Origin of the sequence: Xanthomonas codiaei (assembly GCF_002939785.1) — a bacterium.
Taxonomy (GTDB): domain Bacteria; phylum Pseudomonadota; class Gammaproteobacteria; order Xanthomonadales; family Xanthomonadaceae; genus Xanthomonas; species Xanthomonas codiaei.
Genome location: NZ_MDEC01000029.1, coordinates 1 through 26,479 on the forward strand (window position 1 = coordinate 1; position 26,479 = coordinate 26,479).

Consider the following 26,479-nt stretch of genomic DNA (forward strand, 5'->3'; position numbering starts at 1 on the left):
GGAGCGCATGGGCTTCTTGCATCTGCTCCGATGATCAGTCGGAAGACATAACGCTGTTAGGCGACCATGTCCAGATACAAGGAGCGTGCCTGCGCGCGACAGCGCATGACCAGGACGCCCAGCCGCGCCCAGGCCCACGCTTGTCGACGGGTGCCACACGTGCGCGCAAGCGATCGCCGGGTACGGTTGCTCTCTTCAGGCGAACATCAACCCCGTCGATGCTGTCTGCCGCCTCGCATGGCGGCGTGCCCAAGCGCTGGCGGGAGCGCCGAGGCGCCGCAACGAATGTGTGGTGGTGCATCGCCATCGGACCCGTGCCGTTGTACCGCGCGCGGCTGCGCGATGAAGCTCACTGGCAACGCCCCGTCGCGCTCAGGCGCGCTCCTACCAAAGCAATGCTTAGCGCGACGCTGTCCCGTTCAACGCACGCCGCGCCAGGCCCGGGTCGTCGGCGAAGAAGGCATCGATGCCGGTGTCCAGATACCGTTGCAGTTCCGCCAGCGCACCGGCCTCGTTGCGTGCGGTCGGCGCGTCGCCGCTGCGGTTGTCGGCGGCCAGGAAATAGTTCTCCGGCCGAAAGGTGTACGGCTGCACCTGCAATCCAGCTGCGTGCGCATCGCGCACCAGGCTGGTCGGTCGACCCAGGCGCTGCTGCGCGTCCAACGGAATGATGCTGCGCGTGTCCGGGCCGATCGCATCGGCATAGCCGGCAATCTGCTTCAACCCATCGGGCGTGAGCATCTGGCCATAGGTGGTCGGCGCGCCGCCCACCCCGGCATCGGGCAGCGGCATCTGCGGGCCGCCCAGCAGCTGCAGCAGGCGGATATTGCCGGCGCGCCCGATCTTGCCGCGCAGATAGCGCAGATTGCCGGTCTCGAACGACTGGATCACCACCGGTGCGGTCTGGGTATAGGTGTGCGCGTGCAGCGCGGCCAGCACCTTGTCTTCCATCGGCAGGCCGAGCGCGGCGAAATAGCTCGGATGCTTGATCTCCGGGATCAGCCCGACCGTGCGACCGGTCGCCGCCGATTCGGCCGCGACGAAATCGATGATCTCCTCGAAGGTCACGATCTGGAACTGGCCGTCCCAGCGCGTGCCACGCAATTGCGGCAATCGCTCGCGTGCACGCAAGGTCTTCAATTCGGCCAACGTGAAGTCTTCGGTGAACCAGCCGTCCATCGCCTGGCCATCGATGGTCTTGCGGGTCTTGCGTGCGGCGAACTCCGGATGGCTGGCCACATCGGTGGTGCCGCCGATCTCGTTCTCGTGACGCGCCACCAGCACCCCATCCTTGGTGGACACCAGATCCGGCTCGACGAAATCCGCGCCATCGACAATGGCTTTGGCATAGGACGCCAGGGTGTGTTCCGGGCGCAACGCGCTGGCACCACGGTGCGCAAGGATCTGCACCGTCTTGGCCAACGGTGCTTCGGCAAGCGCTGGGCCGCTCATGCCAACCATCATCGCCCCCACCAGCCAGATACGACCGAACTGCATCATGCCTATCTCCAACGAAAAACAGCGACCGAATCGACGCCGCCGAGCGGGACTGGCCAATGCGCGACGCAGCAGGTACGACTGTACATCCCACGTCCACACCCGCCCGACAACCGCGCAAGACGTCTTGTTGACCACTCTAGCCGGTCCGCATTGACGGACCTCGGAAATCAGAACTCAGTGAGCAACCGCAAACCCGCTCTTGCGATTCCCGGCTCCCGAATCCCGAATCCCGAATCCCATCCTCAGAACTTCGCATCCAGAGTCAGAAACACCTGCCGCGGCGCACTGGCGTGGAAGGCCAGCTGACGGCCATTGGGATCGCTGTTGGCGAACGCGGTGAGGTTGGAGGCGTAGCGCTTGTCGGTGAGGTTGGTGACATTGAGCGAGAGCTTGAGCCCCTGCAGCACACCGACCTGGCCGAATGCGTAGCCGGCACCGGCATCGAAGGAGGTGTAGCCGCCGAAGCCCTGGTCGTTGGTATAGGTGTAGAAGCGCTCGCCGGTGTACTTGCCGCGCAGGTTGAGATTCCACGGCCCGTGATTGAAGGCCAGCTCGCTGGCGAACATGCGCTTGGGAATATCCACCGTGTACTTGCCGGCAGTGGGAATCACCACGCCGTTCTGCACGTAGTTGTCGTCGTAGGTGGAGCGGTTGATCGAAGCCGAGTTGTACCACTGCAGGGAGCTGGTGGGCTTCCAGATCACCGTCAGCTCGCCACCGCGGCTGCTCACCGAGCCCACGTTGAAGAAGCGCGTGGTGCATGCCGGCGAGGTGCCCTGCTGGATGCTGGCGCAGGGGTTGAGCGAGAGCAGGCGATTGTCGAAGGTGACGTCGTAGCCCACCAGCGAGGCCTCGAAGCGGTCACGCACGAAGCGGTAGCCGGCCTCCAGCGTGCGCGACTTTTCCGGTTCCAGCGCGCCCACGCTGGCATCGAACGATGCCTGCGTCACCAGCAATGGGCCGCCGGCACCGCCGCCCTGGAACGCGGCGATGTTCTCCGCGTACGAGGCGAACACTTCCTGGCCCTCGGCAAGACGATAGCCCAGCCCGACCTGCGGCAACACCGATTCGCTGGCCTTGAGCGCGCCGGTCGCCACCGGCGCTTCCACCGCCACGCCCGGCGTCTCGCGCGCGGTCATTTCGGTACTCGGACTCTTGATGCCCAGGTCCACGCTCAGCCGCTCGTCCAGGAACTTGAAGTTGCCTTGCACATAGAACTGCCGCGTAGTGATCACGTAGTTCTGCGAGAACAGGCGGCGGTTGGGGTTCTGCAGGAACTTGTCGTCGTCCACCGGCCCGGTGATCCAGTAAAAATTGCGCTCCACATCGTGGTGGTTGCGCTCGTACCACAGCCCGGCTTCCAGATGGTGCGGACCCAGGTCCCAGCCCAGCGAGGCGATGCCGCCGGTGCGGTTGATCCAGTAGTTGGTGCTGCGGATGGAGATCGGCAGTGCCTGCGGCGTGCCCGGATTGGAGGCCTGGCCCGGCGACCACCAATGTCCCTGGCCCTTGTTTTCGTGGTGATAGACCTGGGTGTGCAGGCTGATCGCCTCGTTGGGCTGGAAGTCGCCGGCCACGTAGAACAGGTCGTCGTCGCGCAGCGCGCGGCTCTGGTAGTAGGCATCGTCGATGTTGTCCACGCCGCCGCTGAAGCCGCAGCGCGCCGGGTTGCGCGTGGCCGGCGCGCAGTACGCCGCCGCCAGGGCGCGGTTCCAGTCCGGCGCATACAGGTTCCAGTCCCACCCCAGGCCGCGCGCCATGCCGCTCTTGGACAGATAGGAGTAATCGGCCTGCGAGGTGCGCGAGGTATCGGCGAAGGCGGTCAGCTTGCCGCCGTCGAACTGATACACACCCTTGGCGTTGAACTGGCGCGTGGTGGTGGGCGATTCCGGACGCGCCCACATGTCCGCTTCTGCGTTGATGCCGGACAGGTACGCCGAAAAGCCGTTGTAGTCGCCGGTATCCACGCGCAGGAAGGTGCGCCGGTTGGCGTCCGAACCCACCGTCTGCGCCACCTGCCCACCGAACACGCTGGACGGATCGGCCGAGTAGTACTGGATGGTGCCGCCCAGGTTGCTGGTGGACGCGGTGCCAAGCGCACCGATGCCAGAGGCCAGCTCCACGCCACCGAAGTTTTCCGCGATCAACGCGCGGCTGATGTTGAGGCCGTTGTAGTTGCCATAGGCGTTGTCGCCCAGCGGCAGACCGTCCAGCGTGTAACCCAGACGCGTGCCGTTGAACCCGCGCAGGCTGATCGTCTGCGACTCCTCGTTGGCGCCGAAGGCATCGTTGGCTTGCACGTTCACGCCCGGCATGCGGTTGAGCAGCTTCTGGATGCTGGTGCCCGGCGGCAGCACCGGAACGTCCTGGGCAGTGATGCGCTGCACCTGGCGGGTTTCGCCCTGGCCGATCACCGACACCGCATCGAGCTGCTGCACGGTGTCCGCGGCGGCGGTGGCATCGGCCGACACGTCGGCCGGTGTGTCGGCCGCCTGCACCGCCGGCGACAACACGAGCGCGGTGAGCACGGCAGCACTGAGGAGATGGGTCTTGGGCATGGGAGGCGTGGGGGACGAGTCAAAAGATGGCGGCAAGCGTGCGACAGCTGTCTTGCGTCGATACGACGAGCAGATGACAGTGCCGCGACAGTCGGTGCGCATGCCTCGCCTCAGCTGCGTCGTGCCAGCATGCAGCTGTCATCTGCGCGTCGTAATCTGCGCGCTCTTGCAGCCGTGCCGTTCCGAGGAATTGCCCATGTCCCACCGCATCGCCCGCCGCTGGCCACCGACGCTGGCAGGCATCGCCCTCGCCGCGCTACTGTTCGGCAGCGACATGGCAGGTGCGCGGCAACCTGCCGCCCCGGCAGGCTCGGTGATCGCCACCGACGCCCGCGGTTACCTGGACACCTCACAGCTGCCCGACAGCCTGCGCCTGGTGCCAGCGCCACCGGCGGACGGCAGCGCTGCGCTCGCCAACGACGAGGCCGTCGCCAAGGCCATGCTCGCCCTGCGCGGCACACCGCGTTGGGATCTGGCCGCACGGGATGCCGTGCTGAGCTTTCCTGCCGCCGCAAACTCCTTCAGTTGCGCGCTCGGCGTGCAGGTCGACCAGACTGCCACCCCACACCTGCTGCGCCTGCTTGAGCGCAGCATGCGCGACGCCAGCACCAGCACCAGCGCTGCCAAGGCGCACTACCAGCGCCCGCGTCCGTTCATGCGCAACGCGCAGCCGATATGCACGCCCGACGACGATGCCGGCCTGCGCAAGAACGGCTCCTATCCGTCCGGCCACACCGCCATCGGCTGGGCCTGGGGATTGATCCTGTCGGAAATCGCCCCGGCCCAGCGCGATGCACTCCTGGCACGCGGCCGCGCCTTTGGCGACAGTCGCCTGGTCTGCAACGTGCATTGGCAAAGCGATGTCATCCAGGGCCGCATCATGGGCGCGGCCACCGTCGCCGCCTTGCATGGCGACCCAGCGTTCGAGAAAGACCTGGCGGCGGCCCGCAAGGAGATCGACAAGGCGCGTGCAACACCGTTGCCTTTCGCTGCCGCAACAACCTGTGCCGCAGAGAGTGCCGCGTTGCAGACCGTGTTACCCGGCGTGATGTAACGCACCCCGGCGTGGAGCGTCCAGGCATTGGGGCTCGCCTGTCGATGGATGCATGACGCCGATGCGCTTAATACTGGCAGGCCACGTCCCATGGGCAAGGTGGTCAGGATGGCGACATAGGCATCGCCATGCCGCGTCATTTGCCGATGCAGAAGCTCGAAAAGATCTGGCCCAGCAACTCGTCGGCGCTCATCTTGCCAGTGATCTCGCCCAGTGCTGCATGTGCCAGGCGCAGTTCTTCGGCGGCCAGTTCGAGTTGTTCGAAGCCTAGCTCCAGGTCGGCGGCATCGGCGTGTTGTTCGGCGCGGCGCAGCGCCTCCACATGGCGGGTGCGCGCGGAGAATTCGCCTTCGGCGCTGTCGCTTGCATCGCCAAGTGCCAGGTCGCGCAGCCGGGTGTGCAATTGCTCCAGGCCATGCCCGGTGATGGCCGAAACCGCAATCGCATCGCTGCCCAACGGCGTGCTGTCGGCCAGCAGGTCGCATTTGTTGTGGATCCACAGCTGGCGTGGCACCGCGTCGATGGCATCGCCGATGGCATCGCGCGCAGCCTGCGGGTCGCGCGCATCCAGCACCACCAGCGCCAGGTCGGCACGCTCGAGCTCGGCGCGCGCGCGGCGCATGCCTTCGCGCTCGATCGCATCGCCGCCGTCGCGCAGGCCGGCGGTATCGACCAGGGTCAGTTCGAAACCATCGAGCTGGATGGCTTCATGCAAGGTATCGCGGGTGGTGCCGGCGACATCGGTGACGATCGCACGGTCGCTGCCGGCCAATGCATTGAGCAGCGAACTCTTGCCGGCATTGGGTGGGCCGATCAACACCGCATGCAGGCCATCGCGCAGCTTGCGTCCGCGTTCTGCGTCGCGCAGCAGCTGTGCCAGCACTGTCCGCGCCTGCTGAAGCCCGTCGCGCACCTGCGAACCACCCAGGGTGTCGAGCGGCTCGTCGGCGAAATCGATCGCCGCCTCCACATGCACGCGCAGTCGCGTCAGCTGCTCGCTCACCGCCCCGATGCGGCGCGAAAACACGCCATCCAGCGAACGCCGCGCGGCACGTGCGGCGCGCACGTCGCCGGCGGCGATCAGGTCGGCGATGGCTTCTGCCTGGGCCAGGTCGAGCTTGCCGTTGAGGAAGGCGCGCTCGCTGAACTCACCCGCACGCGCCTGGCGTGCGCCCAGTGCAATGCAGCGCGCCACCAACTGGCGCAACACTACTGGGCTGCCGTGGCCCTGCAGCTCCACCACGTCGTCACCGGTAAAGCTGCGTGGTGCCTTGAACCACAGCGCGATGCCATCGTCGATGACCTCACCCTGCGCATCGCGAAAACGCGCGTACTGCGCCTGCCGTGGCTGCATCGCCGCAATGCCCAGTCCCGCCGCGATCTGCATCGCCTGCGGCCCGGACAGGCGCACGATGCCTACGCCACCGGCTCCGGCAGCACTGGCGATGGCAACGATGGTGGAGGTGGAAGACGACATGGGCACTGCTCTGGAATGGATTGAAGAAGACCGGCGCGGCGATGCAGCGGCCGCGCGGCAGGTGGTGGCATCCAGCCGATGTCCGTCCTTGGCGTATCACGCCTCCATCCCGCGGCGCCTTCTGCTGACAAGCTTTGCCGTGACGCGTCAGCCCTGTGGAATCACAGCGATTGCAGCTGGGTACGCGCCTGTTCCGCACCGCTGCCTTGCGGCTGCAGTTCCAGATATGTGGAGTACGCCTTGCGCGCCTTTTCGTGATCGCCGGCCTTGGCATAGGCATCGCCAAGATTGAGATAGGCCACTGCGCGCGAGGGGTCGATCTTCACTGTGTTTTCCAGCCACCGCGCCGCTTCGGCATAGCGCTGCTGACGGTAATACACAAAGCCCAGGTTGTTGGCGGCCAGCGCGAAGTCCGGACGCAGCTTCAGCGCTTCGGCGAATTGTTCGGCGGCATCGGCATAGCGCTTTTCCTTGTACAGCTGCAGGCCGCGCTCGTTGGCCAGCTGCGCGCGTTGGCGGTCGCTGCTCTTGACCGCCGTCGGCAGTACCAGCCTGGCTTCGCCGCCCTGCAGCGTCTTCACCGTGACCGGCGCCGCGGTGGCGGCGGTACCGGCCGGGGCCGGCGCAGGACGTGCAGCCTCCACACGCCCGTTGAGCGCAATGGCATCGGCCGACAGCTGCGCGGTGTCGGCAGTGAGGAATTCTTCACCGCTCGGCACCTGGAACACGAACTCACCGCCCTGGGATCCGGGCAGGCTGCCGAAGGCCGGCGTCTGCGCCGAGACCGCCGAGACCGCCGGTGCCACATACGCGGCCAGCTCGGTGCCGGTGATCAGGCCATCGCCATTGAAATCGCCCTTGCCGGCAAGCGCCTGCAGCAGCACCCAGGTAAACACCGAATGCCCGTTCGGCCCACTGTCGGCCACCTGCTGATCGGCGCCACCGGCGGTGAGCATCTGGCGCGCGATGCGGCGTGCGTTTTCGCGCAGATAGGCGCTTGACGTCGGCCCGCCGCGCGTCAGCCCCAGTCCGCTGTAGCAGGCATCCATCACGAACAATACGTGCTTGGCCTGCAGGCTCTCGGCGATGTTCTGCAGATCGCTCATCGCGATGGCGTCGCTGGCCAGGTGCTGCGGATCCGAATCGACCGGAATGATGTAGCCCAGGTCGCGCCCCGATGCGAGCCGACGCGTGGCGCCATGCCCGGCGAAGAACACGAACACCCGGTCGTTGGTCTGCGCACGGCCTTCGCCGAGGCGGTCGTGGAAGGCGGCAAGGATGTTGTTGCGCGTGGCCTGCGCATTCTTGAGCACGATCACCTGCGAGGACGGAAACCCCAGTGGCCCGGTCAAGGTACTGGCAATCGCCTGCGCATCGTTGGCCGCATATTCCAGCTTGGGCCAATGCGCGTAATCGTCGATGCCGATCACGATCGCCCAGGAGTTCGCGTAACCGGTGGTCACCGTGGCATCGGCCAGCGCGCTGGGCGCACGCGCCACCGAAAACTCGCGGCCATTCCACCCGGCGAACTGATAGCCGTCGGCAATCAATCGGTCCAGGATCTGCGGCAGTGCCTTCACCGCGCGGTCGTGGATGTCATGGAACAACACGATGCCGCGCTGCTCCTTGTTTACCTGCTCGAGCACGCGCTGCACGATCGATTCCGGCACCGGGTCGGCCCAGTCCAGCGAATCGATGTTCCACATGATCGATTTCAGGCCTGCTTCGCCCAGCAGCTGCAGGCCTTCGGCATTGCGCGCGCCATACGGAAACCGGAACAGCGGCGCGCGCTTGTCGTCCACCGCACGCAGCAAGGTGTCGGTATCCAGCACCTGGCTGCGCAGCGCATCGCCGGTGGTCTTGGACAGCTGCGCGTGGGTCAGACTGTGGTTGCCCACCGCATAGCCTTCTTCCATCAGCGAATGACTGATCTTCGACAGCGGCGCGAGTTGCGGCTTGCCGTTGGCATCCAGGCTGCCGAGGTTGCGCCCCACTTCGAAGAACACCCCAGGCACGTCGTAGCGTTTGAGGATCGCAACGATCTCTTCGGTGTAGGCCTTGTGCGGGCCATCGTCGAAGGTCAGCACCACCGTCTTGGGCGGCAGGTCGCGGCCGAACACTTCGCTGTCGCTGTCGCGCGCGGAGAACGGATATGGCTCCACCACACCGTGGTCGCGCAGGATGGTCTCGCGCGTGTACAGCGTGCGCAGATGCGCCACGTAGTCGTCCCACTTCTCGCGCTTGGGCACGATCGCGCGGCTACGGTCGAAGCGGCTGAAGATCTGGGTCAGCTCGGTGTTGTAGCTGCGCTCGATCTCATCCAGCGCCTCCAGATCCTCGCCGATGCGCTGGTGCAGCTTGACGGCCGGCAATGCCGAATCCTTGCCGATGCGCGCATGCAGATCGCGCAACACCTCGCCGAACGCCAGGCGGTCGGCATCGTACAGATCCGGTGCCGATTCCACCTCGTCCAGCACCGTGGCAATGGTGGTCAGGCGGGCTGGATCCCTGGATGCCAGCACCGTGTCGAAGCTGGCGGCGATGCGCTCGCGCTGCTGCAGGTTTTCATGGAACAACTGCTGCCCCACGCTGCTGGAGGTGGCGCGATCGCGCGGGCTTTGCCTGGCCTCATCGGCCAGCAGCACGATGATGCGGCGATGCCGGTCCAGCTGTTCGCGCAGCTGCGCAATCAGCGGCTGTGCATCGGCGCCATCGCTTTGCGCCGATGCGCTGGCGGTGCCCGCGGCCGCTGCCGGTGTGCCAACCTGGCTGCCGGTGTCCTGCTTGCCACAGCCGGCCAACGCCAGCAGTCCCGCGCAACTTGCGCACAGCAACAGGCGAAGCAACGGCGATGAGGTCACGACGGCGTCCTTGGCGATGGAGACGACATACTGCGGGGTGGCATGCAGAAAGCCCGCCTTGCGGCGGGCCTTGGTGAACTTACTTGGCGTTGGCCTGGATGATCTTGCTCGGCTTCTCGCCGTGCTGGCGGATCATCCACCACTGGATCAACAGACCCAGGCCGCCGTTGACCACCCAGTACAGCACCAGGCCGGCCGGCATGAAGGCCATCATGACGCCGAACACCAGCGGCATGAACTGCATCATCTTGGCCTGCATCGGGTCCATGCCCGGGGTCGGGGTCAGCTTCTGCGTCGCCCACATGATGGCGATGTTGAGCACCGGCAGGATGAAGTACGGGTCGCGCGCGGTCAGGTCCTGGATCCAGCCCAGCCACGGCGCTTGGCGCAATTCCACCGACTCCACCAGCACCCAGTACAGCGCGAAGAAGATCGGCATCTGGATCAGCAGCGGCAGGCAGCCGCCCATCGGGTTGATCTTTTCCTTCTTGAACAGCTCCATCGTCGCCTGCTGGTACTTGACGCGATCGTCGCCGTAACGCTCCTTCAGCTGCGCTAGGCGCGGCTGGAAGCGACGCATCTTGGCACCGGACTTGTACTGCGCGGCAGACAACGGATACAGCGCCAGACGCAGCAACACCACCAGGCCGATGATGGCCCAGCCCCAGTTGTGCAGGAAGCTGTGCAGGTGGCTCAGCACCCAGAACAGGCCCTGGCCGATGATGGCCATGATGGAGAAGCGGCTGTAGTCGACCACCCGGTCCAACCCCTTCACGTCTTCCTTGGCGATCTGGCTGACCAACTTCGGACCCACCCACAGGCGTGCCTCGGTGCTGGCGGTCTGGCCCGGCGCCACGGTGAAGGCCGGGCCACGCAGCTCGGCCACGTCGCGCGGGCCGTCCTGGGCCAGCACGTACAGCGAGGCCTGGTCCTTCTGCGGAATCCATGCGGTAAAGAAGTGGTGCTGCAGCAGCGCCACCCAGCCACCGGTGATCTGGCGATTCAGGCCGCCGTCGTCCATGTAGTCCTTGAACGCGCGGCGCTCATAGCCCTCCTGCGGGCTGTACCAGGTCGCCCCGTTGAAGCTGAAGGAGTCCGGGTTGGTCATGCCGCGGCTGAGGATGGTCGGCACCCGGCTCAGCTTGCGGAACACATAGCCGTTCCATGCCGCGCCGCTCTTGTTGATCACCTCGTCCTTGATCGAGATCGCATAGCGGCCGCGCTCCAGGGTGAAGGTGCGGCGGATCGACACACCGTTGGGGCCATTCCAGATAAACGGCACCACCAGGGTGTTCTGGCCCTTGGCCAGTTCGAACGTGGTGCCCGGCTGCTCGGCGCGGAAGCCACCCACGCCCGGCACCGGCGAGTGCTCGCTGGCCCAGCCGCTGGTGGCGTTATAGGGGTGCGCCGCATCTTCGGTCAGCAGGCTGACCGGCGCGGTGCCGTCCTTGGTCTGCGGGAACTGCAGCAGCTCGGCATCCAGCACGCTGCGGCCATCCAGCTTCAGGCGCAGCACGTCCGAGGTCAGCGTGATGACCGGCGCAGCGCCAGCCGCTGCCGGGGTCGCTGTCGTGGTGCTGGTGGCCGTCGGCGCTGCACCCGGCACCCCCGCCTGCGGGATCGCCTGGGCGGCAGGCACATTGGTCGCTGGCGCTGAGGCATCCGGATCGCGCGCCGCCGGCACCGCCTGGGTGGCCACCGCGGCCGGTGCATTGGCCGCCGCCTTGTCCTTGCCCCACTCCATCCACAGCAGCGCCGCGACCATCAGCCAGGCAAAAATCAGGAAAACACGGGTCTGGTTCATCGGGCAGCAACTCGCTCAGTCGGAACTACTGTTCCGGCTCTGTCGGGGAAAGGGAGGATGGGTGCATCCTGGCGGGCGGCATTGTGCCGGGCGCGGCAGGCAGGGGCAATGCGCCGGCACGGCGCAGCAGGCGCACGAAGGCGTCGCGAATCTGTGGATTGGTCGCCTTGGCAGCTGCCGAACGCGCCACAATCACATAGTCGCCACCGGCCAGCTCGGGCAGCAGGTGGCGCATGGCATCGCGCAGGACGCGCTTGATGCGGTTGCGACCGACCGCGCGGGTATCGACCTTGCGCGACACCGCCATGCCCAGGCGCGGCGGTGTGTCGCCGGTACGCCAATGCAGGCTGAGCAGCGGATCGGAGATCCGACGCGCGGTGTCGAAGACAATCGTATATTGCGCACGCGTACAAACCCGCGCAGAGCGAGGAAATCGCCTGCACGGGTTCGATACGTTCACGGTAGGAACTGCCTCGGCCGCAGGGAGCGGCGCGGCAATCAAGCGCTCAGGCGCTTGCGGCCCTTGGCGCGGCGGCGAGCCAGGATCTTGCGGCCGTCGGCGGTTGCCATACGTGCGCGGAAGCCATGGTCGCGTGCTCGCTTCAGGTTGCTGGGTTGGAAAGTACGCTTGGTGGCCATGGGGCCCTCTGCATGAATGGAAACGGTGAACCGGAGATTTTATAGGACCGCATGAGCGTGGGTCAACTCCCCTGCCGGCCGGACCGTGACCGACAGCGCTGCGTCCTGTGGATGGACCTGTGAATAAGTCTGGGAAAAGCGGGCCTGCGGTGCTAGGCTGGTCCATCCTCTTTTCACTTCCGGGCTGCGTGCACGGCGCCTTGCTGCGCGCCGCAGCCAGCAACAGATGATCACACTTTGATGGATGCTTGGCCCCGCTGTCTGGAACGTCTCGAAGCCGAATTCCCGCCCGAAGATGTCCACACCTGGTTGAAACCCCTGCAAGCCGAAGATCGCGGCGACAGCATCGTGCTGTACGCCCCAAACGCCTTCATCGTCGACCAGGTCCGCGAACGCTACCTGCCCCGCATCCGCGAGTTGCTGGCCTATTTCGCCGGAAACGGCGAGGTGGCGCTGGCGGTGGGATCGCGACCGCGTGCGCCGGAACCGCTGCCCACACCGGCGGCGGCGCCCAGTGCGCCGGTCGCCGCGCCGATCGTGCCGTTCGCCGGCAATCTCGATTCGCACTACACCTTCGCCAACTTCGTGGAAGGCCGCAGCAACCAGCTTGGGCTGGCGGCAGCGATCCAGGCCGCGCAAAAGCCCGGCGACCGTGCGCATAACCCGCTGCTGCTGTACGGCAGTACCGGCCTGGGCAAGACCCACTTGATGTTCGCGGCCGGCAACGCGCTGCGCCAGGCCAACCCGGCCGCCAAGGTGATGTACCTGCGCTCGGAGCAGTTCTTCAGTGCCATGATCCGGGCGCTGCAGGACAAGGCGATGGACCAGTTCAAGCGCCAGTTCCAGCAGATCGATGCGCTGCTGATCGACGACATCCAGTTCTTCGCGGGCAAGGACCGCACGCAGGAGGAGTTCTTCCACACCTTCAACGCGCTGTTCGACGGCCGCCAGCAGATCATCCTGACCTGCGACCGCTACCCGCGTGAGGTCGAGGGCCTGGAACCGCGGCTCAAGTCGCGCCTGGCCTGGGGCCTGTCGGTGGCGATCGACCCGCCGGATTTCGAGACCCGCGCGGCGATCGTGCTGGCCAAGGCACGCGAGCGCGGCGCCGATATTCCGGACGACGTCGCGTTCCTGATCGCCAAGAAGATGCGTTCGAACGTGCGCGACCTCGAAGGGGCGCTCAATACGCTGGTGGCGCGGGCCAATTTCACCGGGCGGGCGATCACGGTGGAATTCGCCCAGGAGACGCTGCGCGACCTGCTGCGCGCGCAGCAACAGGCCATCGGCATCCCCAACATCCAGAAGACCGTGGCCGACTACTACGGCTTGCAGATGAAGGACCTGCTCTCCAAGCGGCGCACCCGCTCGCTGGCGCGCCCGCGTCAGGTGGCGATGGCGCTGGCCAAGGAGCTCACCGAACACAGCCTGCCCGAGATCGGCGATGCCTTCGCCGGCCGCGACCACACCACCGTGCTGCATGCCTGTCGGCAGATCCGCACGCTGATGGAGGCCGACGGCAAGCTGCGCGAGGACTGGGAAAAGTTGATCCGCAAGCTCAGCGAATGAGGGTTCGAGGCCCTTTTCGGCACGCTTGGAAAAAAGCGTGGATCAGTTGGGGTCAAATGCGGGAGAATCTGTGGATAACGTTGCGCCGAGGTTGGTACGGAAAACTATCCACAGGTTTTACCGCGCCACCAGGGGCAGTAGTCCAACGGCTTTCGGGTGCTGAAATTCCTTTAAGAACAAGACGTTATGGTGGTTATCCGCTGAAAACGGCCCTACCATCACCACCAAGCTTTTGATTTATCCATTTATTTTTAAAGCATAGGGGCACGGAACCACATGCGTTTTACACTGCAGCGCGAAGCCTTCCTCAAACCGTTGGCCCAGGTGGTCAATGTGGTCGAACGCCGTCAAACCCTGCCGGTTCTGGCAAACCTGCTGGTGCAGGTGAAGGACGGCCAGGTGTCATTGACCGGTACCGATCTGGAAGTGGAAATGATCTCGCGCACGATGGTGGAAGATGCGCAAGATGGCGAAACCACGATCCCGGCGCGCAAGCTGTTCGATATCTTGCGTGCACTGCCAGACGGCAGCCGCGTCACCATCTCTCAGACCGGCGACAAGGTTACGGTGCAGGCAGGACGCAGCCGGTTCACGCTGGCCACCCTGCCCGCCAACGACTTCCCGTCTGTTGACGAAGTCGAAGCCACCGAACGCGTGGCTGTGCCGGAGGCAGGCCTGAAGGAACTGATCGAGCGCACGGCGTTCGCGATGGCGCAGCAAGACGTGCGCTATTACCTCAATGGCCTACTGTTCGACCTGCGCGATGGTCTGCTGCGTTGCGTGGCGACCGATGGCCACCGTCTGGCCCTGTGCGAAACCGAGCTGGAGAATTCCGGTGGTGCAAAGCGCCAGATCATCGTGCCGCGCAAGGGCGTGACCGAGTTGCTGCGCCTGCTGGAAGCGGCAGACCGTGAGGTCGAGCTGGAAGTCGGTCGTAGCCATATCCGCGTCAAGCGCGGCGATGTCACCTTCACTTCCAAGCTGATCGATGGCCGCTTCCCCGATTACGAGGCGGTGATTCCGATCGGCGCCGATCGTGAGGTCAAGGTGGATCGCGAAGCGCTGCGTGCCTCGCTGCAGCGTGCGGCGATTCTGTCGAACGAGAAGTACCGCGGCGTGCGCGTGGAGGTCTCGCCGGGTCAGCTGAAGATCAGCGCCCACAATCCCGAGCAGGAAGAGGCCCAGGAAGAGATCGAGGCAGACACCAAGGTCGACGACCTGGCCATAGGCTTCAACGTGAACTATCTGCTGGACGCCCTGTCCGCGCTGCGCGACGAGCACGTGGTCATCCAGCTGCGCGATGCGAATTCGTCTGCCTTGGTGCGTGAGGCCAGCAGCGAGAAATCGCGTCATGTGGTGATGCCGCTGCGCCTCTGACCTTGCGTTCCACGTGGAACACGGAAAGCCCGGCGAAAGCCGGGCTTTTTCGTGGGCGAAGTTCCACAGACAAAGCCGAGCCTTGGATAAGGCAGGACGTCCTGGCAACGAGAAGGGGGGCTGCAGTCGTGCATCGATGCTCCCAGGCGTCAGTGGCTCGATGTTGAGGCACACCCCGGGCATATCTCTTCGGACGATAAGCGTTCCCGATGCGCGGTGTCGACTGACGACAGGCAACAACGGTTGTCTGGGCGAGCTACCGCAGACAGATGCTTGGCTGCAGTACGGGGGATCGCCTTTGCGGTACGCAACGACGAGATACGCCGGCCGAAAGACCACGTTCCTCGGAGCAGTGATCTGCATTGAATGCGCTGGATGAATGGAGCTTCTCGCTACTACCCCACCCAATCGCATCGCACGCCTGGAAAGTTGCCAGTGAAAACGCACTGGAGAGACCAAGTCTCACCAGTTGGCTTCTGAGTACTAGATTGATCAACATCAAATGAGGTGGGGTGCTGGTCGAGCTCAACCAGCAGGTCTCATAAGTGCGAGAGACAAGTCCGCCGACCTCGTCTCTGCTCTCGCGGCTCCTGCGTCATGTTGAAGTCCCTGACTTGCAGCCTGCTCCACCCTCAAGGAGCTGCCGGTTTTGACTTATGCACATCTGCTTCTGCTTTTAAATCTATAAATAACTTAAGAGCTTTGTAGTGATGGTAGGAGCAGATTTCGCCGAAAAGTAGGTTAAGTGTCTGTTTTAGATCGACTTTAATGGCTCGAAACCCTGTGTTTTAAGGCCTGTTTTCAGCCTGATAGCTTGTGGACAAGTCTTTCCAGGGTCTCCATCCGCTTTTTTGTCCCCAAGTTATCCCCAGGCTACGGCCTGACAGGTTTCGAAGCTGACTGCGCGCACGCCGCTCAATCACGTATCCTCCGCTGCGACCGGAAACTCCGGATCACAGCCCGGAGTATTCCAATCGATGCACGTAGTGCGGTTGTCCATCCATCGACTGCGTCGATTCGAGACAGTGGAGCTCTACCCTGCCGGCGCGCTGAACCTGCTGACGGGTGACAACGGCGCAGGCAAGACCAGCGTGCTCGAGGCACTGCACCTGATGGCCTATGGCCGTAGCTTCCGCGGCCGGGTGCGCGATGGATTGATCCAGCAGGGCGCCAACGAGCTGGAGGTCTTCGTGGAATGGCGCGAGGGCAGCGGCACCGCACTGGCCCGCACGCGGCGCGCTGGCCTTCGCCATAGTGGGCAGGAATGGACGGGGCGGCTCGACGGAGAGGATGTCGCCCAGCTTGGGACCCTTTGCGCGGCGCTTGCCGTGGTGACATTCGAGCCCGGGAGCCATGTCCTGATCAGCGGTGGGGGCGAACCGCGTCGGCGCTTCCTGGATTGGGGCTTGTTCCACGTGGAACCTGACTTCTTGGCGCTATGGCGTCGCTATGCGCGTGCACTCAAGCAGCGCAATGCCCTGCTCAAGCAGGGGGCGCAGCCCAGGATGCTGGATGCCTGGGACCATGAGCTTGCCGAGTCGGGAGAAACACTTACCTCCAGGCGACTGCGCTACCTAGAACGACTGCAGGAGTGCCTGATCCCGGTCGCCACCGCCATCGCACCCTCCCTGGGGCTGTCTGCGTTGAGTTTTGCCCCGGGGTGGAAACGTCACGAGGTGTCGCTGGCAGATGCCTTGCTGCTGGCACGCGAGCGCGATCGCCAGAACGGCTATACCTCGCAGGGGCCGCACCGCGCCGACTGGGCGCCGCAGTTCGCTGTGCTTCCCGGCAAGGATGCGCTGTCGCGGGGCCAGGCCAAGCTCACTGCCCTGGCCTGCCTGCTCGCCCAGGCGGAAGACTTTGCCCGAGAGCGCGGCGAATGGCCGGTGATCGCGCTGGATGACCTTGGGTCCGAGCTGGACCGTCACCACCAGGCCAGTGTGCTGCAGCGACTGGCGCAGGCCCCGGCGCAGGTTCTGATCACGGCGACCGAGACGCCGCCAGGGCTGGCCGACGCCGGCGGGTTACTGCACCGGTTCCACGTGGAACACGGCGCGCTCATCCAGCAGGCGGCCTTGTCGTGAGCCCAACGGCCGATGCGGGCCGACTGGTATAATTTCAGCGCTAATCCCCCTTTTCCCACGGTGCGAAGCGGCTGCCGCCGTCTGCGCCCGTGTTGTGGAGCCAACGGCACGCGCATGACCGACGAACAGAACACCCCGACGACCCCCAACGGCACTTACGACTCCAGCAAGATCACCGTGCTGCGAGGCCTGGAAGCCGTCCGCAAGCGGCCCGGCATGTACATCGGCGATGTCCATGACGGCACCGGCCTGCACCATATGGTCTTCGAGGTGGTCGACAACTCGGTCGACGAGGCCCTGGCCGGCCACGCCGACGACATCGTAGTGAAGATCCTGGTCGACGGCTCGGTGTCGGTGTCCGACAACGGCCGCGGCGTGCCGGTCGACATCCACAAGGAAGAAGGCGTGTCCGCGGCCGAGGTCATCCTCACCGTGCTGCACGCCGGCGGCAAGTTCGACGACAACAGCTACAAGGTGTCCGGCGGCCTGCACGGCGTGGGCGTGTCGGTAGTCAACGCGTTGTCCGAACACCTGTGGCTGGATATCTGGCGCGACGGCTTCCACTACCAGCAGGAATACGCGCTGGGCGAGCCGCAGTACCCGCTCAAGCAGCTGGAGGCGTCGACCAAGCGCGGTACCACGCTGCGCTTCAAGCCCGCGGTGGAAATCTTCAGCGACGTCGAGTTCCACTACGACATCCTGGCCCGCCGCTTGCGCGAGCTGTCCTTCCTCAACTCAGGCGTCAGGATCACCCTGATCGACGAGCGTGGCGAAGGCCGGCGCGACGATTTCCACTACGAAGGCGGCATCCGCAGCTTCGTGGAGCATCTGGCCCAACTCAAGACCCCGCTGCACCCGAACGTGATTTCCGTGACCGGCGAGCACAACGGCATCGTGGTGGACGTGGCCCTGCAATGGACCGACGCCTACCAGGAAACCATGTACTGCTTCACCAACAACATCCCGCAAAAGGACGGCGGCACCCACCTGGCGGGCTTCCGTGGTGCGCTGACCCGGGTGTTGAGCACCTATATCGAGCAGAACGGCATCGCCAAGCAGGCCAAGGTGTCGCTGACCGGCGACGATATGCGCGAAGGCATGATCGCGGTGCTGTCGGTCAAGGTGCCCGACCCCAGCTTCTCCTCGCAGACCAAGGAAAAGCTGGTCAGCTCGGACGTGCGTCCGGCGGTGGAAAACGCCTTCGGCGCGCGCCTGCAGGAGTTCCTGCAGGAGAACCCGAACGAGGCCAAGGCCATCACCGGCAAGATCGTCGACGCGGCGCGCGCGCGCGAAGCCGCGCGCAAGGCGCGCGACCTGACCCGCCGCAAGGGCGCGCTGGACATCGCCGGCCTGCCCGGCAAGCTGGCCGACTGCCAGGAAAAGGATCCGGCGCTGTCGGAACTGTTCATCGTCGAGGGTGACTCGGCAGGCGGCTCGGCCAAGCAGGGCCGTAACCGCAAGAACCAGGCGGTGCTGCCGCTGCGCGGCAAGATCCTCAACGTCGAACGCGCCCGCTTCGATCGCATGCTCGCCTCCGACCAGGTCGGCACGCTGATCACCGCGCTGGGCACCGGTATCGGTCGCGACGAGTACAACCCGGACAAGCTGCGTTACCACCGCATCATCCTGATGACCGACGCCGACGTGGACGGCTCGCACATCCGTACCCTGCTGCTGACCTTCTTCTACCGGCAGATGCCGGAGCTGATCGAGCGCGGCTACATCTACATCGGTCTGCCGCCGCTGTACAAACTCAAGCAGGGCAAGAGCGAGCTGTACCTCAAGGACGATGCCGCGCTCAATGCCTACCTGGCCAGCAGTGCGGTGGAGGGTGCGGCGCTGATTCCGGCAGCCGACGAACCGCCGATCACCGGCGAGGCGCTGGAAAAACTGTTGCTGCTATTCGCTGGTGCCAACGATGCGATCGCCCGCAATGCGCACCGCTACGATCCCGCCCTGCTCACCGCGCTGATCGACCTGCCGCCACTGGACGTGGCCCAGCTGCAGGCCGAAGGCGACGTCCACCCCACCCTGGATGCGCTGCAGGCCGTGCTCAATCGCGGCACTCTGGGCACGGCGCGCTACCAGCTGCGCTTCGACCCGGCCACCGAGAACACCGCGGCGACGCTGGTGGCGATTCGTCGCCACATGGGCGAGGAATTCACCCAGGTGCTGCCGATGGGCGCATTCGAAAGCGGCGAGCTGCGTCCGCTGCGCGAGGTGGCGCTGGCGCTGCACGGTCTGGTCCGCGAGGGCGCGCAGATCGTGCGCGGCAACAAATCCCATACCATCACCAGCTTCGGCCAGGCTCATGCCTGGCTGCTGGAAGAGGCCAAGAAGGGCCGCCAGGTGCAGCGCTTCAAGGGCCTGGGCGAAATGAACGCCGAGCAGCTGTGGGAGACCACGGTCAACCCGGACACGCGCCGGCTGTTGCAGGTGCGCATCGAGGATGCGGTGGCCGCCGACCAGATCTTCAGCACCCTGATGGGCGATGTGGTGGAACCGCGCCGCGACTTCATCGAGGACAACGCGCTGAAGGTCTCCAACCTGGATATCTGAGCCGCCGTTGTCGGACCGGCGCAGCGCCATGGTGCTGTGTCGGCGATACGGCGTTCGCAGGACGACGATGCGCACAGATCTCCCCCATTCCCCGGCGCAGCCCGGTGCCGCTGGCAAGCCGCCGCTGCTGCCGGTGCTGCTCGCTTTCGGCATCGATGCACTGATCGCCATCGGTCTGTTGCTGAGCCTGAGCGTGGCCGGTTTCGCGTTATGGGGCGCGTTCCGCGGCATCGCCCACGTACAGGCGGCCAAGGCGCAGGGCCTGACGCCCTCGCCCGCCGAGGTCATGGCCGCGATCGGCCAACCCGGGGTGATGGTGCAATTGCTTACCGCCCTGGTCAGCACCGCCACCCCGGCAGTACTGCTGTATTACTGGCGCCGCCGCGCAAGCGCGCGCGAGCAGGCCGACTCGCGCGCGGCAGTGCGGCGGACTTCCACCTGGGGCTGGACAGCATTGGTCGCGGCGGCGGTCTTCCTGCTCAGCAACCTGGTCAGCGTGGCGGCCTCGGCGCTGGGCATCAAGCCGGTGCCGACCAACCTGCCGCTGATGGAAGAGGCCATCGAGCAATGGCCACTGGCGCTGACGATCTTTGCGGTGCTGATCGCGCCGGCGTACGAAGAACTGCTGTTCCGGCGGGTGCTGTTTGGCCGCCTGCTGGCCGCCGGCCGCCCCTGGCTGGGTGTGGTGCTCAGCGGCGTGTTGTTCGCGTTGGTGCATGAGGTGCCCGGCATCAGCGGCAATGGCCCGGCCGCCATCGTCCAGCTATGGCTGGTCTACGGCAGCATGGGTGCAGCATTTGCCTGGTTGTACTGGCGCACCGGCACCTTGTGGGCGCCCATCGCCGCCCATGGCATCAACAATGCCACCGCCCTGGCTGCGCTGTATTTCTTCGGCTTCGGCTAAGAGCGGCCAGCAAAACGACTGCGCGGCCCCCAGGCGGGCGCGGTCGTGACCGGAATAGGTATGTAGCACTCGTACATCCCGGTTCCTCCGCGCCATCTGCACCCACCTGACGACCGCTCGCCATGTTTTCTTGGGCGCTCCAAGCGTGGCGGACAGAATGGCCGCGCAACCGCCGCGCGGGTGCGGACGGGGCCCTGACATGCTGAGCACTGGTCGCCGTTACGGGCCCTGTGCGTCATCCACATGATCTCCGGCAATCGACCGCTGCGCTCTCCTCGCCAGCGGTCAGCCCGACATCGCCTGCGCGCGCCGCGTCCAGCGCGGCAATGGTATGCGCGGCCTACAGTTGGCTATGTTTTTACGGGCAATCCAGCTCGCTTGACGAAAAGTTAAGACGAGCCTGCCAAAATGGCCCACAGGGTTACAGGGGGATCCAATGAAAGCCAAGCGGTTGATCGTTATTGCCGTGCTCGCATTGACGGCGTGTGCCACCACGACCTCGCCGACCGGGCGTCGCCAGGTGGTGGGAGGCGTGTCGCAGGAACAGCTTGACCAGTTGGGTGCGCAGTCTTTTGCGCAGACCAAGGCCAAGGAGAAGGTCAGCACCGACGGCCGGCAGAACGCCTACGTCCAATGCGTGGTCAATGCGCTGGTGGCGCAATTGCCGCCGCAGTGGCGTGAGACCAAATGGGAGACCGCGCTGTTCGTCGACGACGAAGCCAATGCGTTCGCCCTGCCCGGCGGCAAGGTCGGCGTCAATACCGGCATCTTCACCGTGGCCAAGACCCAGGACCAACTGGCGGCCGTGCTGGGGCATGAAATCGGCCACGTGATTTCGCGGCATCACGAAGAACGCATCACCCGCCAGCTCGGCGCGCAGACCGGGCTTGGGATCATCGGTGCCCTGGCCGGTGCGGCGTACGGCGACGGGGCGGCCACTGCGGTCAACCAGGTCGGTGGCATGACGGCTCAGACAGTGTTCCTATTACCCGGCTCGCGCACCCAGGAAAGCGAGGCTGACGTCGTCGGGCAGCGATTGATGGCCCAGGCCGGGTTCGATCCGGCCCAGGCGGTCAACCTGTGGCAGAACATGATGGCCGCCAGTGGCAACCGTCAGCCGCAGTGGCTGTCCACGCATCCCGATCCGGCCAACCGCATCCGTGAGCTGCAGGCCGACGTCAATCAGCTAGAGCCCGTCTACCAGCAGGCCCAGCAAGCTGGGCGCAAGCCGAAGTGCGGCTGATCGCGCGACCCGGCCGGACGTCCCGGCAGGATCCATGCAATCAACGGTGCGAAGCGTGCCGCGTCGGGCCGAGCGCACTGCCGCAGCCATGCGCGCCCTGCCGATGACGTCGCGTTAGCCGCCCTAAGCAGAGGCCGTTCATCCGGTTTGTCGCAACACAGCATGGAAACCGTTTTCGGGAACTGGGACTTTCTGCTAAGTTTGCCGGCTCAGATTTTTCGTACAGCTTCCATTCCGCTTTTCGTACCGCCCGACGGCGGCTCGTCCGAGGTGAAACATGAAACTGCTCAACCGCAAGCAAGCCCTGTTGTCCCTGTTCATCGCAGCGTCCCTGGGCGGGGCTGTCATCACCGACGCGGTCGCACAGTCGGACCGCTCGTCCGAGCGCGCCAGCCGCAAATCCAAGAACAGCGGCAAGGCCGAAGAGCTGTACCCGCAGTCCACCCGCCAGGCGCCGACGATCAAGCCCTCGTCCAAGCTCAGCAGCAAGCTGCAGAAGCTGATCGAAACCTTCAACAAGGGCGAAGATTACGCCGCCGTGCGCAGCCAGGCCGATGAAATCCTCGCCAATGGCGCGGCAAACGAAGCCGACAAGGCGCTCGCTGCGCAGCTCGCTGCGCAGGCCGCCTACAACCTGGACGACACCGCAGGCGCCAAGAATTACCTGCAGCAGGCCATCGGCCTGAACGCGCTGGACAACAACGGCCAGTTCCAGTCGATGCTGATGCTGGCCCAGCTGCAGATGCAGGACGACCAGCAGGTCGAAGGTCTGGCCACGCTGGACAAGTATCTGGAAGAGAGCAAGTCGCAGCGCCCGGAAGACCTGATCCTCAAGGGCCAGGCGCTGTACCAGGCCGAGCGCTACAAGGAAGCGATCCCGGTCCTGAAGCAGGCCATCGCCGCCTCGCCCGAGCCCAAGGACAGCTGGAACCAGCTGCTGATGGCGTCCTACGCCGAAGCCGGCCAGACCGGCGAAGCGGTCGCCGCCGCCGAAGCCCTGGCCGCCAAGACGCCCAACGACAAGAAGGCCCAGCTCAACCTGGCCAGCATGTACATGCAGGCCGACCAGATGGACAAGGCCGCGGGCGTGATGGACAAGCTGCGCGCCGCCGGGCAGTTGACCGAGGAGAAGGAATACAAGCAGCTGTATTCGATCTACGCCAACACCGAGAACAAGGAAAAGGACGTCATCGCGGTGATCAATGAGGGTATGCAAAAAGGCATCCTCAAGCCCGATTATCAGACATACCTCGCACTGGCGCAGTCGTACTACTACAGCGAGGACGTGCCGAAGGCGATCGAGAACTGGCAGAAGGCCGCACCGCTTTCCAAGGACGGCGAGACCTACCTGAATCTGGCCAAGGTGCTGCATTCGGAAGGTCGCATCCCGGAGGCCAAGCAGGCCGCCCAGCAGGCGATCGCCAAGGGCGTCAAGAAACCCGAAGACGCCAAGAAGATCATCAACCTGAAGTAAAAAAGAAAATAAACCCCCGAAATCCCTGTGTTTTTAGTGGTTACAGGACTCGGGATTGGTATAAGCTTGGGAGTTCCTGCGGTGTCAAAGCCGTCCGAAAACCTGGGGATCATCACAGTGATCCGGGCCCCCACTGAAAGAGCCATTGGCGCATGACGGAACAACTCGTTATCCACAGGCATGACTATGATGCCGGGAACCAGGGTCTGAGCTGGGCCCGCATTATCGGTATTGCTTTTGTAATTGCCCTGCACCTCACTGCACTGATGATGTTGCTGATCCCTGCAGTGGCGCCGAAGGCTCCGGCAGAGAAGGAGCGCACCACCATGGTCACCCTGGTGGATGCACCGCCTCCTCCCCCGCCGCCGCCGCCGCCGCCGCCGCCGGAAGACAAGCCGCCACCGCCGGTCAAGAATCTGTCGCCGCCGAAGCCGTCACCGGTTCCGCCGCCGCCGGAAGCCCCGGTCGTCGATGTTCCCGAACCGCGTCCCAGCGATATCGTCACGCCGCCGAGCCCTCCGGCTCCGCCGCAACCGCCGAGTGACATCGGCGCCAGTGTCGATATCTCGTCCAAGAACATGAACCCGCCGAAGTACCCGCCGGCAGCATTCCGTGCCGGCGTCCAGGGCGAGGTCATCCTGATCGTGGATGTGGACGCCAACGGCAACGTGACCAACGTGTCGGTCGAAAAGTCCAGCCGCAACCGCGACCTTGACCGTGCCGCGATGGACGCAGCACGCAAGTGGAAGTTCAACGCCTCCACCGTCAACGGGCAGAAAGCCGCCGGACGCGTCCGCGTCCCGGTCAACTTTGCTCTGAACTGATCCCACGGGCCGGCTTCGGCTGGCCCAGGATCCTGTCTTCCTTTCGCTCCACCCTTCATCACCACACACAACAAAGGTAAGCGTCATGCTGCAGGAATTCTTTATCGCCGCCGCTGCAGGGGGCTCCAATCCGTCGGCCGCTCTGTCGCAGATGGGCTTCGAGCACTTGATCACCGAAATGACCTCCAGCCCCGGCGACTTCGCCGTGTCCTGGGTCGTGTTGATCACCCTGATCGCCATGTCCGCTGCCTCCTGGTACTGGACCGTCATCAACATCTTCCGCGCCACCCGCCTGAAGAGCGCGGCTGACCGCGTGACCACCGCGTTCTGGGATGCCCCGAATGCACAGGACGCCATCCGCGCCATGGAAGAACAGCCGGCTTCCGAGCCGTTCTCCAAGATCGCACTGGACGCTGCCCAGGCAGCTGCCCACCACCAGCGCGCCGAAGGCAACACCGGTGGCCTGGGCGAGAGCCTGAGCCGTTCGGAATTCGTCGACCGCGCCCTGCGTCAGGCCGTGACCCGCGAAAGCACCAAGCTGCAGTCGGGCATGACCCTGCTGGCCACCGTCGGTGCGACCGCTCCGTTCGTCGGCCTGCTCGGTACGGTGTGGGGCATCTACGGCGCGCTGATCAAGATCGGTGCGACCGGTTCGGCCTCGATCGACGCCGTTGCCGGCCCGGTGGGTGAAGCGCTGATCATGACCGCGATCGGTCTGTTCGTCGCCATCCCGGCCGTGTTCGCGTTCAACTTCTTCTCCAAGGTCAACAGCTCGGTGATCGCCAAGTTCGACACCTTTGCCCATGACCTGCACGACTTCTTCGCCACCGGTTCGCGCGTTCGCTAATCCGGTCGTCAAGAACGCCTTCGCAACGATTTAGACGGAGCCCGTTATGGCCTTCAGTAGTGGAAACAGCGGCGGCCCGATGGCCGACATCAATGTGACGCCCCTGGTGGACGTCATGCTGGTGCTGCTGATCATCTTCATCATTACGGCGCCGCTGATGTCCCACAAGGTCAAGGTGGAGCTGCCAGAGGCCAACTTGATTCAGAAGGAAGATGCGGAGAAACGCGCCGCGCCGATCACCCTGGCCGTCAAGGAAGACGGGTCGCTGTACTGGAACGACGAGCCGATTTCCAAGGAAGCCCTGGAGTCGCGCCTGTCCACCGCCGCACAGCAGACCCCGCAACCGCCGCTCAACCTGCGCGGCGACCGCACCACCAAGATGCGTACGATCAACGAGATCACCAAGATCGCGCAGGGTCAGGGCATGCTGGACGTCGGTTTCGTTGCAACCAAAGTCAAGGGGCAATAAGCCATGGCATTTAGTACTGGTGGAGGCCGTGGGCCGATGGCCGACATCAACGTCACGCCCCTGGTGGACGTGATGTTGGTGCTGCTGATCATCTTCATCGTGACCGCGCCGATCATGACGTATCCGATCGCCGTGGACCTGCCGCAGCGGGTACTCAACCCGCCACCGCAGACGACCGAACCGCCGCCGCCGATCGAGCTGCGTATCGACGCCAGCAACCAGGTGTTCTGGAACAACAGTCCGACACCGGTCGATCAGCTGCAGCAGAAGATGGAAGAAGTGGTCCAGGCCGATCCGACCAATCAGCCGGAACTGCGCATCGACGCCAACGAAGATGCCGAGTACGACGTGATGGCCAAGGTGCTGGCCGCTGCGAAGAACTCGCAGATGAAGAAAATCGGCTTCATGCAGCAGTAAACGTAGTTGCAAGACCGCAACACCACAGTCATGACGCGACTGCAACGCCACCGGAAACGGTGGCGTTTTTTTTTATGCGTGCCACGGTCCGCTGACGCGCTTTCGATCGCACTAAAGCACGTCAGCACCGCGCCTCTTCGACCTACCGACAAGCCGCTCTACCGAGTGGTTATGGCAGGTGTATGCTCGGTCGTGCAGTACCCACGATCACAGAACCGGAGGCAGTCATGGCTTTCAGTACGACAGGGAATCGGGGACCATTGGCCGACATCAACGTCACGCCGCTGGTGGATGTCATGTTGGTGCTGTTGATCATCTTCATCGTCACCGCGCCGGTGGTGACGCGTACGATCACGCTGGATCTTCCGCAGTCCAGCACTCAGCCCCGCACACAGCTGGAACCGCCTGCACCCATCGCCTTGCGCCTGGATGCCGATGGCCAGCTGTTCTGGAACGCTAGTCCGATCAGCTTGCAGGAGCTGCAGCCACGCCTGAGCGATACGATGCGCGAAGCGGCCAGCCGTCAGCCCGAGCTGCGCATCAGCGCCAACCCGGATGCCGAGTATGCAACCCTGGCAAAGGTGCTCGCCGCGGCCAAGAACGCCCAGGTGCAACGCATCGCGTTCGTGCAATAGTCCCGCAGTTGCAGCGCGGTCGCTGCGTCACGGCAGCGACTGCGTTGGTCGTAGGCGTCGCAGCGGCCGTGGCCGCGGGCCGGGCCACCGCCATCTGGCCGCAACCTGCAGCTGATCTCCAGGCCTGCGGATCCGGGTGCTGCCGTTCGCTCATCTGTGCCGCACTGATGCCCGCTGCGAGCGC

General features: G+C 64.8%; 20 protein-coding genes and 1 other RNA gene. 14 read left to right on the plus strand and 7 right to left on the minus strand.

Annotated elements, in window-relative coordinates; genetic code table 11:
- Positions 1–399: 399 nt before the first annotated feature.
- Together XcodCFBP4690_RS17640 and XcodCFBP4690_RS17645 are read right to left on the minus strand one after the other, a co-directional pair.
- Complete coding sequence (locus XcodCFBP4690_RS17640; protein ID WP_146091950.1) at positions 400–1,500, minus strand: glycerophosphodiester phosphodiesterase; 1,101 nt, start codon at positions 1,498–1,500, stop codon at positions 400–402.
- Positions 1,501–1,742: 242 nt separating this feature from the next.
- Positions 1,743–4,058, minus strand: a complete 2,316-nt coding sequence (locus XcodCFBP4690_RS17645) for a TonB-dependent receptor (RefSeq protein ID WP_104542969.1) — start codon at positions 4,056–4,058, stop codon at positions 1,743–1,745.
- 196 nt (positions 4,059–4,254) lie between these two features.
- On the opposite strand from XcodCFBP4690_RS17645, the gene XcodCFBP4690_RS17650 reads away from it, so the two are divergent.
- Complete coding sequence (locus tag XcodCFBP4690_RS17650; RefSeq protein WP_104542971.1) at positions 4,255–5,112, plus strand: acid phosphatase; 858 nt, start codon at positions 4,255–4,257, stop codon at positions 5,110–5,112.
- Positions 5,113–5,248: 136 nt separating this feature from the next.
- Here the strand turns inward: XcodCFBP4690_RS17650 and mnmE are convergent, their stop codons facing one another.
- From mnmE to rpmH, 5 genes are all read right to left on the minus strand, one after another.
- A complete protein-coding gene (gene mnmE / locus XcodCFBP4690_RS17655; protein ID WP_104542973.1) occupies positions 5,249–6,589 on the minus strand; it encodes a tRNA uridine-5-carboxymethylaminomethyl(34) synthesis GTPase MnmE in 1,341 nt (446 codons plus the stop codon).
- Between the two features lie 161 nt (positions 6,590–6,750).
- The gene (locus XcodCFBP4690_RS17660; protein ID WP_104542975.1) at positions 6,751–9,450 is read right to left on the minus strand and encodes a polysaccharide deacetylase family protein; all 2,700 of its coding nucleotides are present in this window, start codon (positions 9,448–9,450) and stop codon (positions 6,751–6,753) included.
- A 79-nt stretch (positions 9,451–9,529) separates the two neighbouring features.
- A complete protein-coding gene (yidC, locus tag XcodCFBP4690_RS17665; protein WP_104542977.1) occupies positions 9,530–11,254 on the minus strand; it encodes a membrane protein insertase YidC in 1,725 nt (574 codons plus the stop codon).
- Positions 11,255–11,279: 25 nt separating this feature from the next.
- On the minus strand, positions 11,280–11,714 hold the full coding sequence (rnpA, locus tag XcodCFBP4690_RS17670; RefSeq protein ID WP_104542979.1) for a ribonuclease P protein component: 435 nt from the start codon (positions 11,712–11,714) through the stop codon (positions 11,280–11,282).
- 38 nt (positions 11,715–11,752) lie between these two features.
- On the minus strand, positions 11,753–11,893 hold the full coding sequence (gene rpmH / locus XcodCFBP4690_RS17675) for a 50S ribosomal protein L34 (protein ID WP_002805908.1): 141 nt from the start codon (positions 11,891–11,893) through the stop codon (positions 11,753–11,755).
- 240 nt (positions 11,894–12,133) lie between these two features.
- Between rpmH and dnaA the strand changes: the two genes are divergently transcribed.
- From dnaA to XcodCFBP4690_RS17745, 13 genes are all read left to right on the plus strand, one after another.
- Positions 12,134–13,462, plus strand: a complete 1,329-nt coding sequence (gene dnaA / locus XcodCFBP4690_RS17685; RefSeq protein WP_104542981.1) for a chromosomal replication initiator protein DnaA — start codon at positions 12,134–12,136, stop codon at positions 13,460–13,462.
- A gap of 276 nt (positions 13,463–13,738) precedes the next feature.
- A complete protein-coding gene (gene dnaN / locus XcodCFBP4690_RS17690; RefSeq protein ID WP_104542983.1) occupies positions 13,739–14,839 on the plus strand; it encodes a DNA polymerase III subunit beta in 1,101 nt (366 codons plus the stop codon).
- Positions 14,840–15,816: 977 nt separating this feature from the next.
- Entirely contained in the window at positions 15,817–16,923 is a 1,107-nt protein-coding gene (gene recF / locus XcodCFBP4690_RS17695; RefSeq protein ID WP_104542985.1) for a DNA replication/repair protein RecF, read from the plus strand.
- A gap of 114 nt (positions 16,924–17,037) precedes the next feature.
- Positions 17,038–19,482 carry a DNA topoisomerase (ATP-hydrolyzing) subunit B gene (gene gyrB, locus XcodCFBP4690_RS17700; protein WP_104542987.1) on the plus strand — a complete coding sequence of 815 codons (2,445 nt, stop codon included), beginning with the start codon at positions 17,038–17,040 and terminating at the stop codon, positions 19,480–19,482.
- 67 nt (positions 19,483–19,549) lie between these two features.
- Entirely contained in the window at positions 19,550–20,386 is an 837-nt protein-coding gene (locus XcodCFBP4690_RS17705; protein ID WP_104542989.1) for a CPBP family intramembrane glutamic endopeptidase, read from the plus strand.
- Positions 20,387–20,446: 60 nt separating this feature from the next.
- Positions 20,447–20,522: non-coding RNA, sX9 sRNA (locus tag XcodCFBP4690_RS17710), on the plus strand.
- Between the two features lie 300 nt (positions 20,523–20,822).
- Positions 20,823–21,629, plus strand: a complete 807-nt coding sequence (locus XcodCFBP4690_RS17715) for a M48 family metallopeptidase (protein ID WP_104542991.1) — start codon at positions 20,823–20,825, stop codon at positions 21,627–21,629.
- A 277-nt stretch (positions 21,630–21,906) separates the two neighbouring features.
- Positions 21,907–23,103 carry a tetratricopeptide repeat protein gene (locus XcodCFBP4690_RS17720; RefSeq protein ID WP_104542993.1) on the plus strand — a complete coding sequence of 399 codons (1,197 nt, stop codon included), beginning with the start codon at positions 21,907–21,909 and terminating at the stop codon, positions 23,101–23,103.
- A 152-nt stretch (positions 23,104–23,255) separates the two neighbouring features.
- Positions 23,256–23,927: an energy transducer TonB gene (locus XcodCFBP4690_RS17725; RefSeq protein ID WP_046345197.1), complete on the plus strand. Its 672-nt coding sequence runs from the start codon at positions 23,256–23,258 to the stop codon at positions 23,925–23,927.
- 85 nt (positions 23,928–24,012) lie between these two features.
- Positions 24,013–24,774 carry a TonB-system energizer ExbB gene (gene exbB / locus XcodCFBP4690_RS17730; RefSeq protein WP_029218134.1) on the plus strand — a complete coding sequence of 254 codons (762 nt, stop codon included), beginning with the start codon at positions 24,013–24,015 and terminating at the stop codon, positions 24,772–24,774.
- A gap of 46 nt (positions 24,775–24,820) precedes the next feature.
- Entirely contained in the window at positions 24,821–25,243 is a 423-nt protein-coding gene (locus XcodCFBP4690_RS17735) for an ExbD/TolR family protein (protein ID WP_005912447.1), read from the plus strand.
- Positions 25,244–25,246: 3 nt separating this feature from the next.
- Positions 25,247–25,660, plus strand: coding sequence for an ExbD/TolR family protein (locus tag XcodCFBP4690_RS17740; RefSeq protein WP_104542995.1), 414 nt, complete (start codon positions 25,247–25,249; stop codon positions 25,658–25,660).
- A gap of 227 nt (positions 25,661–25,887) precedes the next feature.
- Complete coding sequence (locus tag XcodCFBP4690_RS17745) at positions 25,888–26,295, plus strand: ExbD/TolR family protein (RefSeq protein ID WP_104542997.1); 408 nt, start codon at positions 25,888–25,890, stop codon at positions 26,293–26,295.
- Positions 26,296–26,479 lie beyond the last annotated feature (184 nt).

What these genes read in the sequence shown, in the direction of transcription:
- XcodCFBP4690_RS17640 (WP_146091950.1), bottom strand. Translation starts at nt 1,500, where the DNA reads ATGATGCAGTTCGGTCGTATCTGGCTGGTGGGGGCGATGATGGTTGGC.
- XcodCFBP4690_RS17645 (WP_104542969.1), bottom strand. Translation starts at nt 4,058, where the DNA reads ATGCCCAAGACCCATCTCCTCAGTGCTGCCGTGCTCACCGCGCTCGTG.
- XcodCFBP4690_RS17650 (WP_104542971.1), top strand. Translation starts at nt 4,255, where the DNA reads ATGTCCCACCGCATCGCCCGCCGCTGGCCACCGACGCTGGCAGGCATC.
- mnmE (WP_104542973.1), bottom strand. Translation starts at nt 6,589, where the DNA reads ATGTCGTCTTCCACCTCCACCATCGTTGCCATCGCCAGTGCTGCCGGA.
- yidC (WP_104542977.1), bottom strand. Translation starts at nt 11,254, where the DNA reads ATGAACCAGACCCGTGTTTTCCTGATTTTTGCCTGGCTGATGGTCGCG.
- rpmH (WP_002805908.1), bottom strand. Translation starts at nt 11,893, where the DNA reads ATGGCCACCAAGCGTACTTTCCAACCCAGCAACCTGAAGCGAGCACGC.
- dnaA (WP_104542981.1), top strand. Translation starts at nt 12,134, where the DNA reads ATGGATGCTTGGCCCCGCTGTCTGGAACGTCTCGAAGCCGAATTCCCG.
- dnaN (WP_104542983.1), top strand. Translation starts at nt 13,739, where the DNA reads ATGCGTTTTACACTGCAGCGCGAAGCCTTCCTCAAACCGTTGGCCCAG.
- recF (WP_104542985.1), top strand. Translation starts at nt 15,817, where the DNA reads ATGCACGTAGTGCGGTTGTCCATCCATCGACTGCGTCGATTCGAGACA.
- gyrB (WP_104542987.1), top strand. Translation starts at nt 17,038, where the DNA reads ATGACCGACGAACAGAACACCCCGACGACCCCCAACGGCACTTACGAC.
- XcodCFBP4690_RS17705 (WP_104542989.1), top strand. Translation starts at nt 19,550, where the DNA reads ATGCGCACAGATCTCCCCCATTCCCCGGCGCAGCCCGGTGCCGCTGGC.
- XcodCFBP4690_RS17715 (WP_104542991.1), top strand. Translation starts at nt 20,823, where the DNA reads ATGAAAGCCAAGCGGTTGATCGTTATTGCCGTGCTCGCATTGACGGCG.
- XcodCFBP4690_RS17720 (WP_104542993.1), top strand. Translation starts at nt 21,907, where the DNA reads ATGAAACTGCTCAACCGCAAGCAAGCCCTGTTGTCCCTGTTCATCGCA.
- XcodCFBP4690_RS17725 (WP_046345197.1), top strand. Translation starts at nt 23,256, where the DNA reads ATGACGGAACAACTCGTTATCCACAGGCATGACTATGATGCCGGGAAC.
- exbB (WP_029218134.1), top strand. Translation starts at nt 24,013, where the DNA reads ATGCTGCAGGAATTCTTTATCGCCGCCGCTGCAGGGGGCTCCAATCCG.
- XcodCFBP4690_RS17735 (WP_005912447.1), top strand. Translation starts at nt 24,821, where the DNA reads ATGGCCTTCAGTAGTGGAAACAGCGGCGGCCCGATGGCCGACATCAAT.
- XcodCFBP4690_RS17740 (WP_104542995.1), top strand. Translation starts at nt 25,247, where the DNA reads ATGGCATTTAGTACTGGTGGAGGCCGTGGGCCGATGGCCGACATCAAC.
- XcodCFBP4690_RS17745 (WP_104542997.1), top strand. Translation starts at nt 25,888, where the DNA reads ATGGCTTTCAGTACGACAGGGAATCGGGGACCATTGGCCGACATCAAC.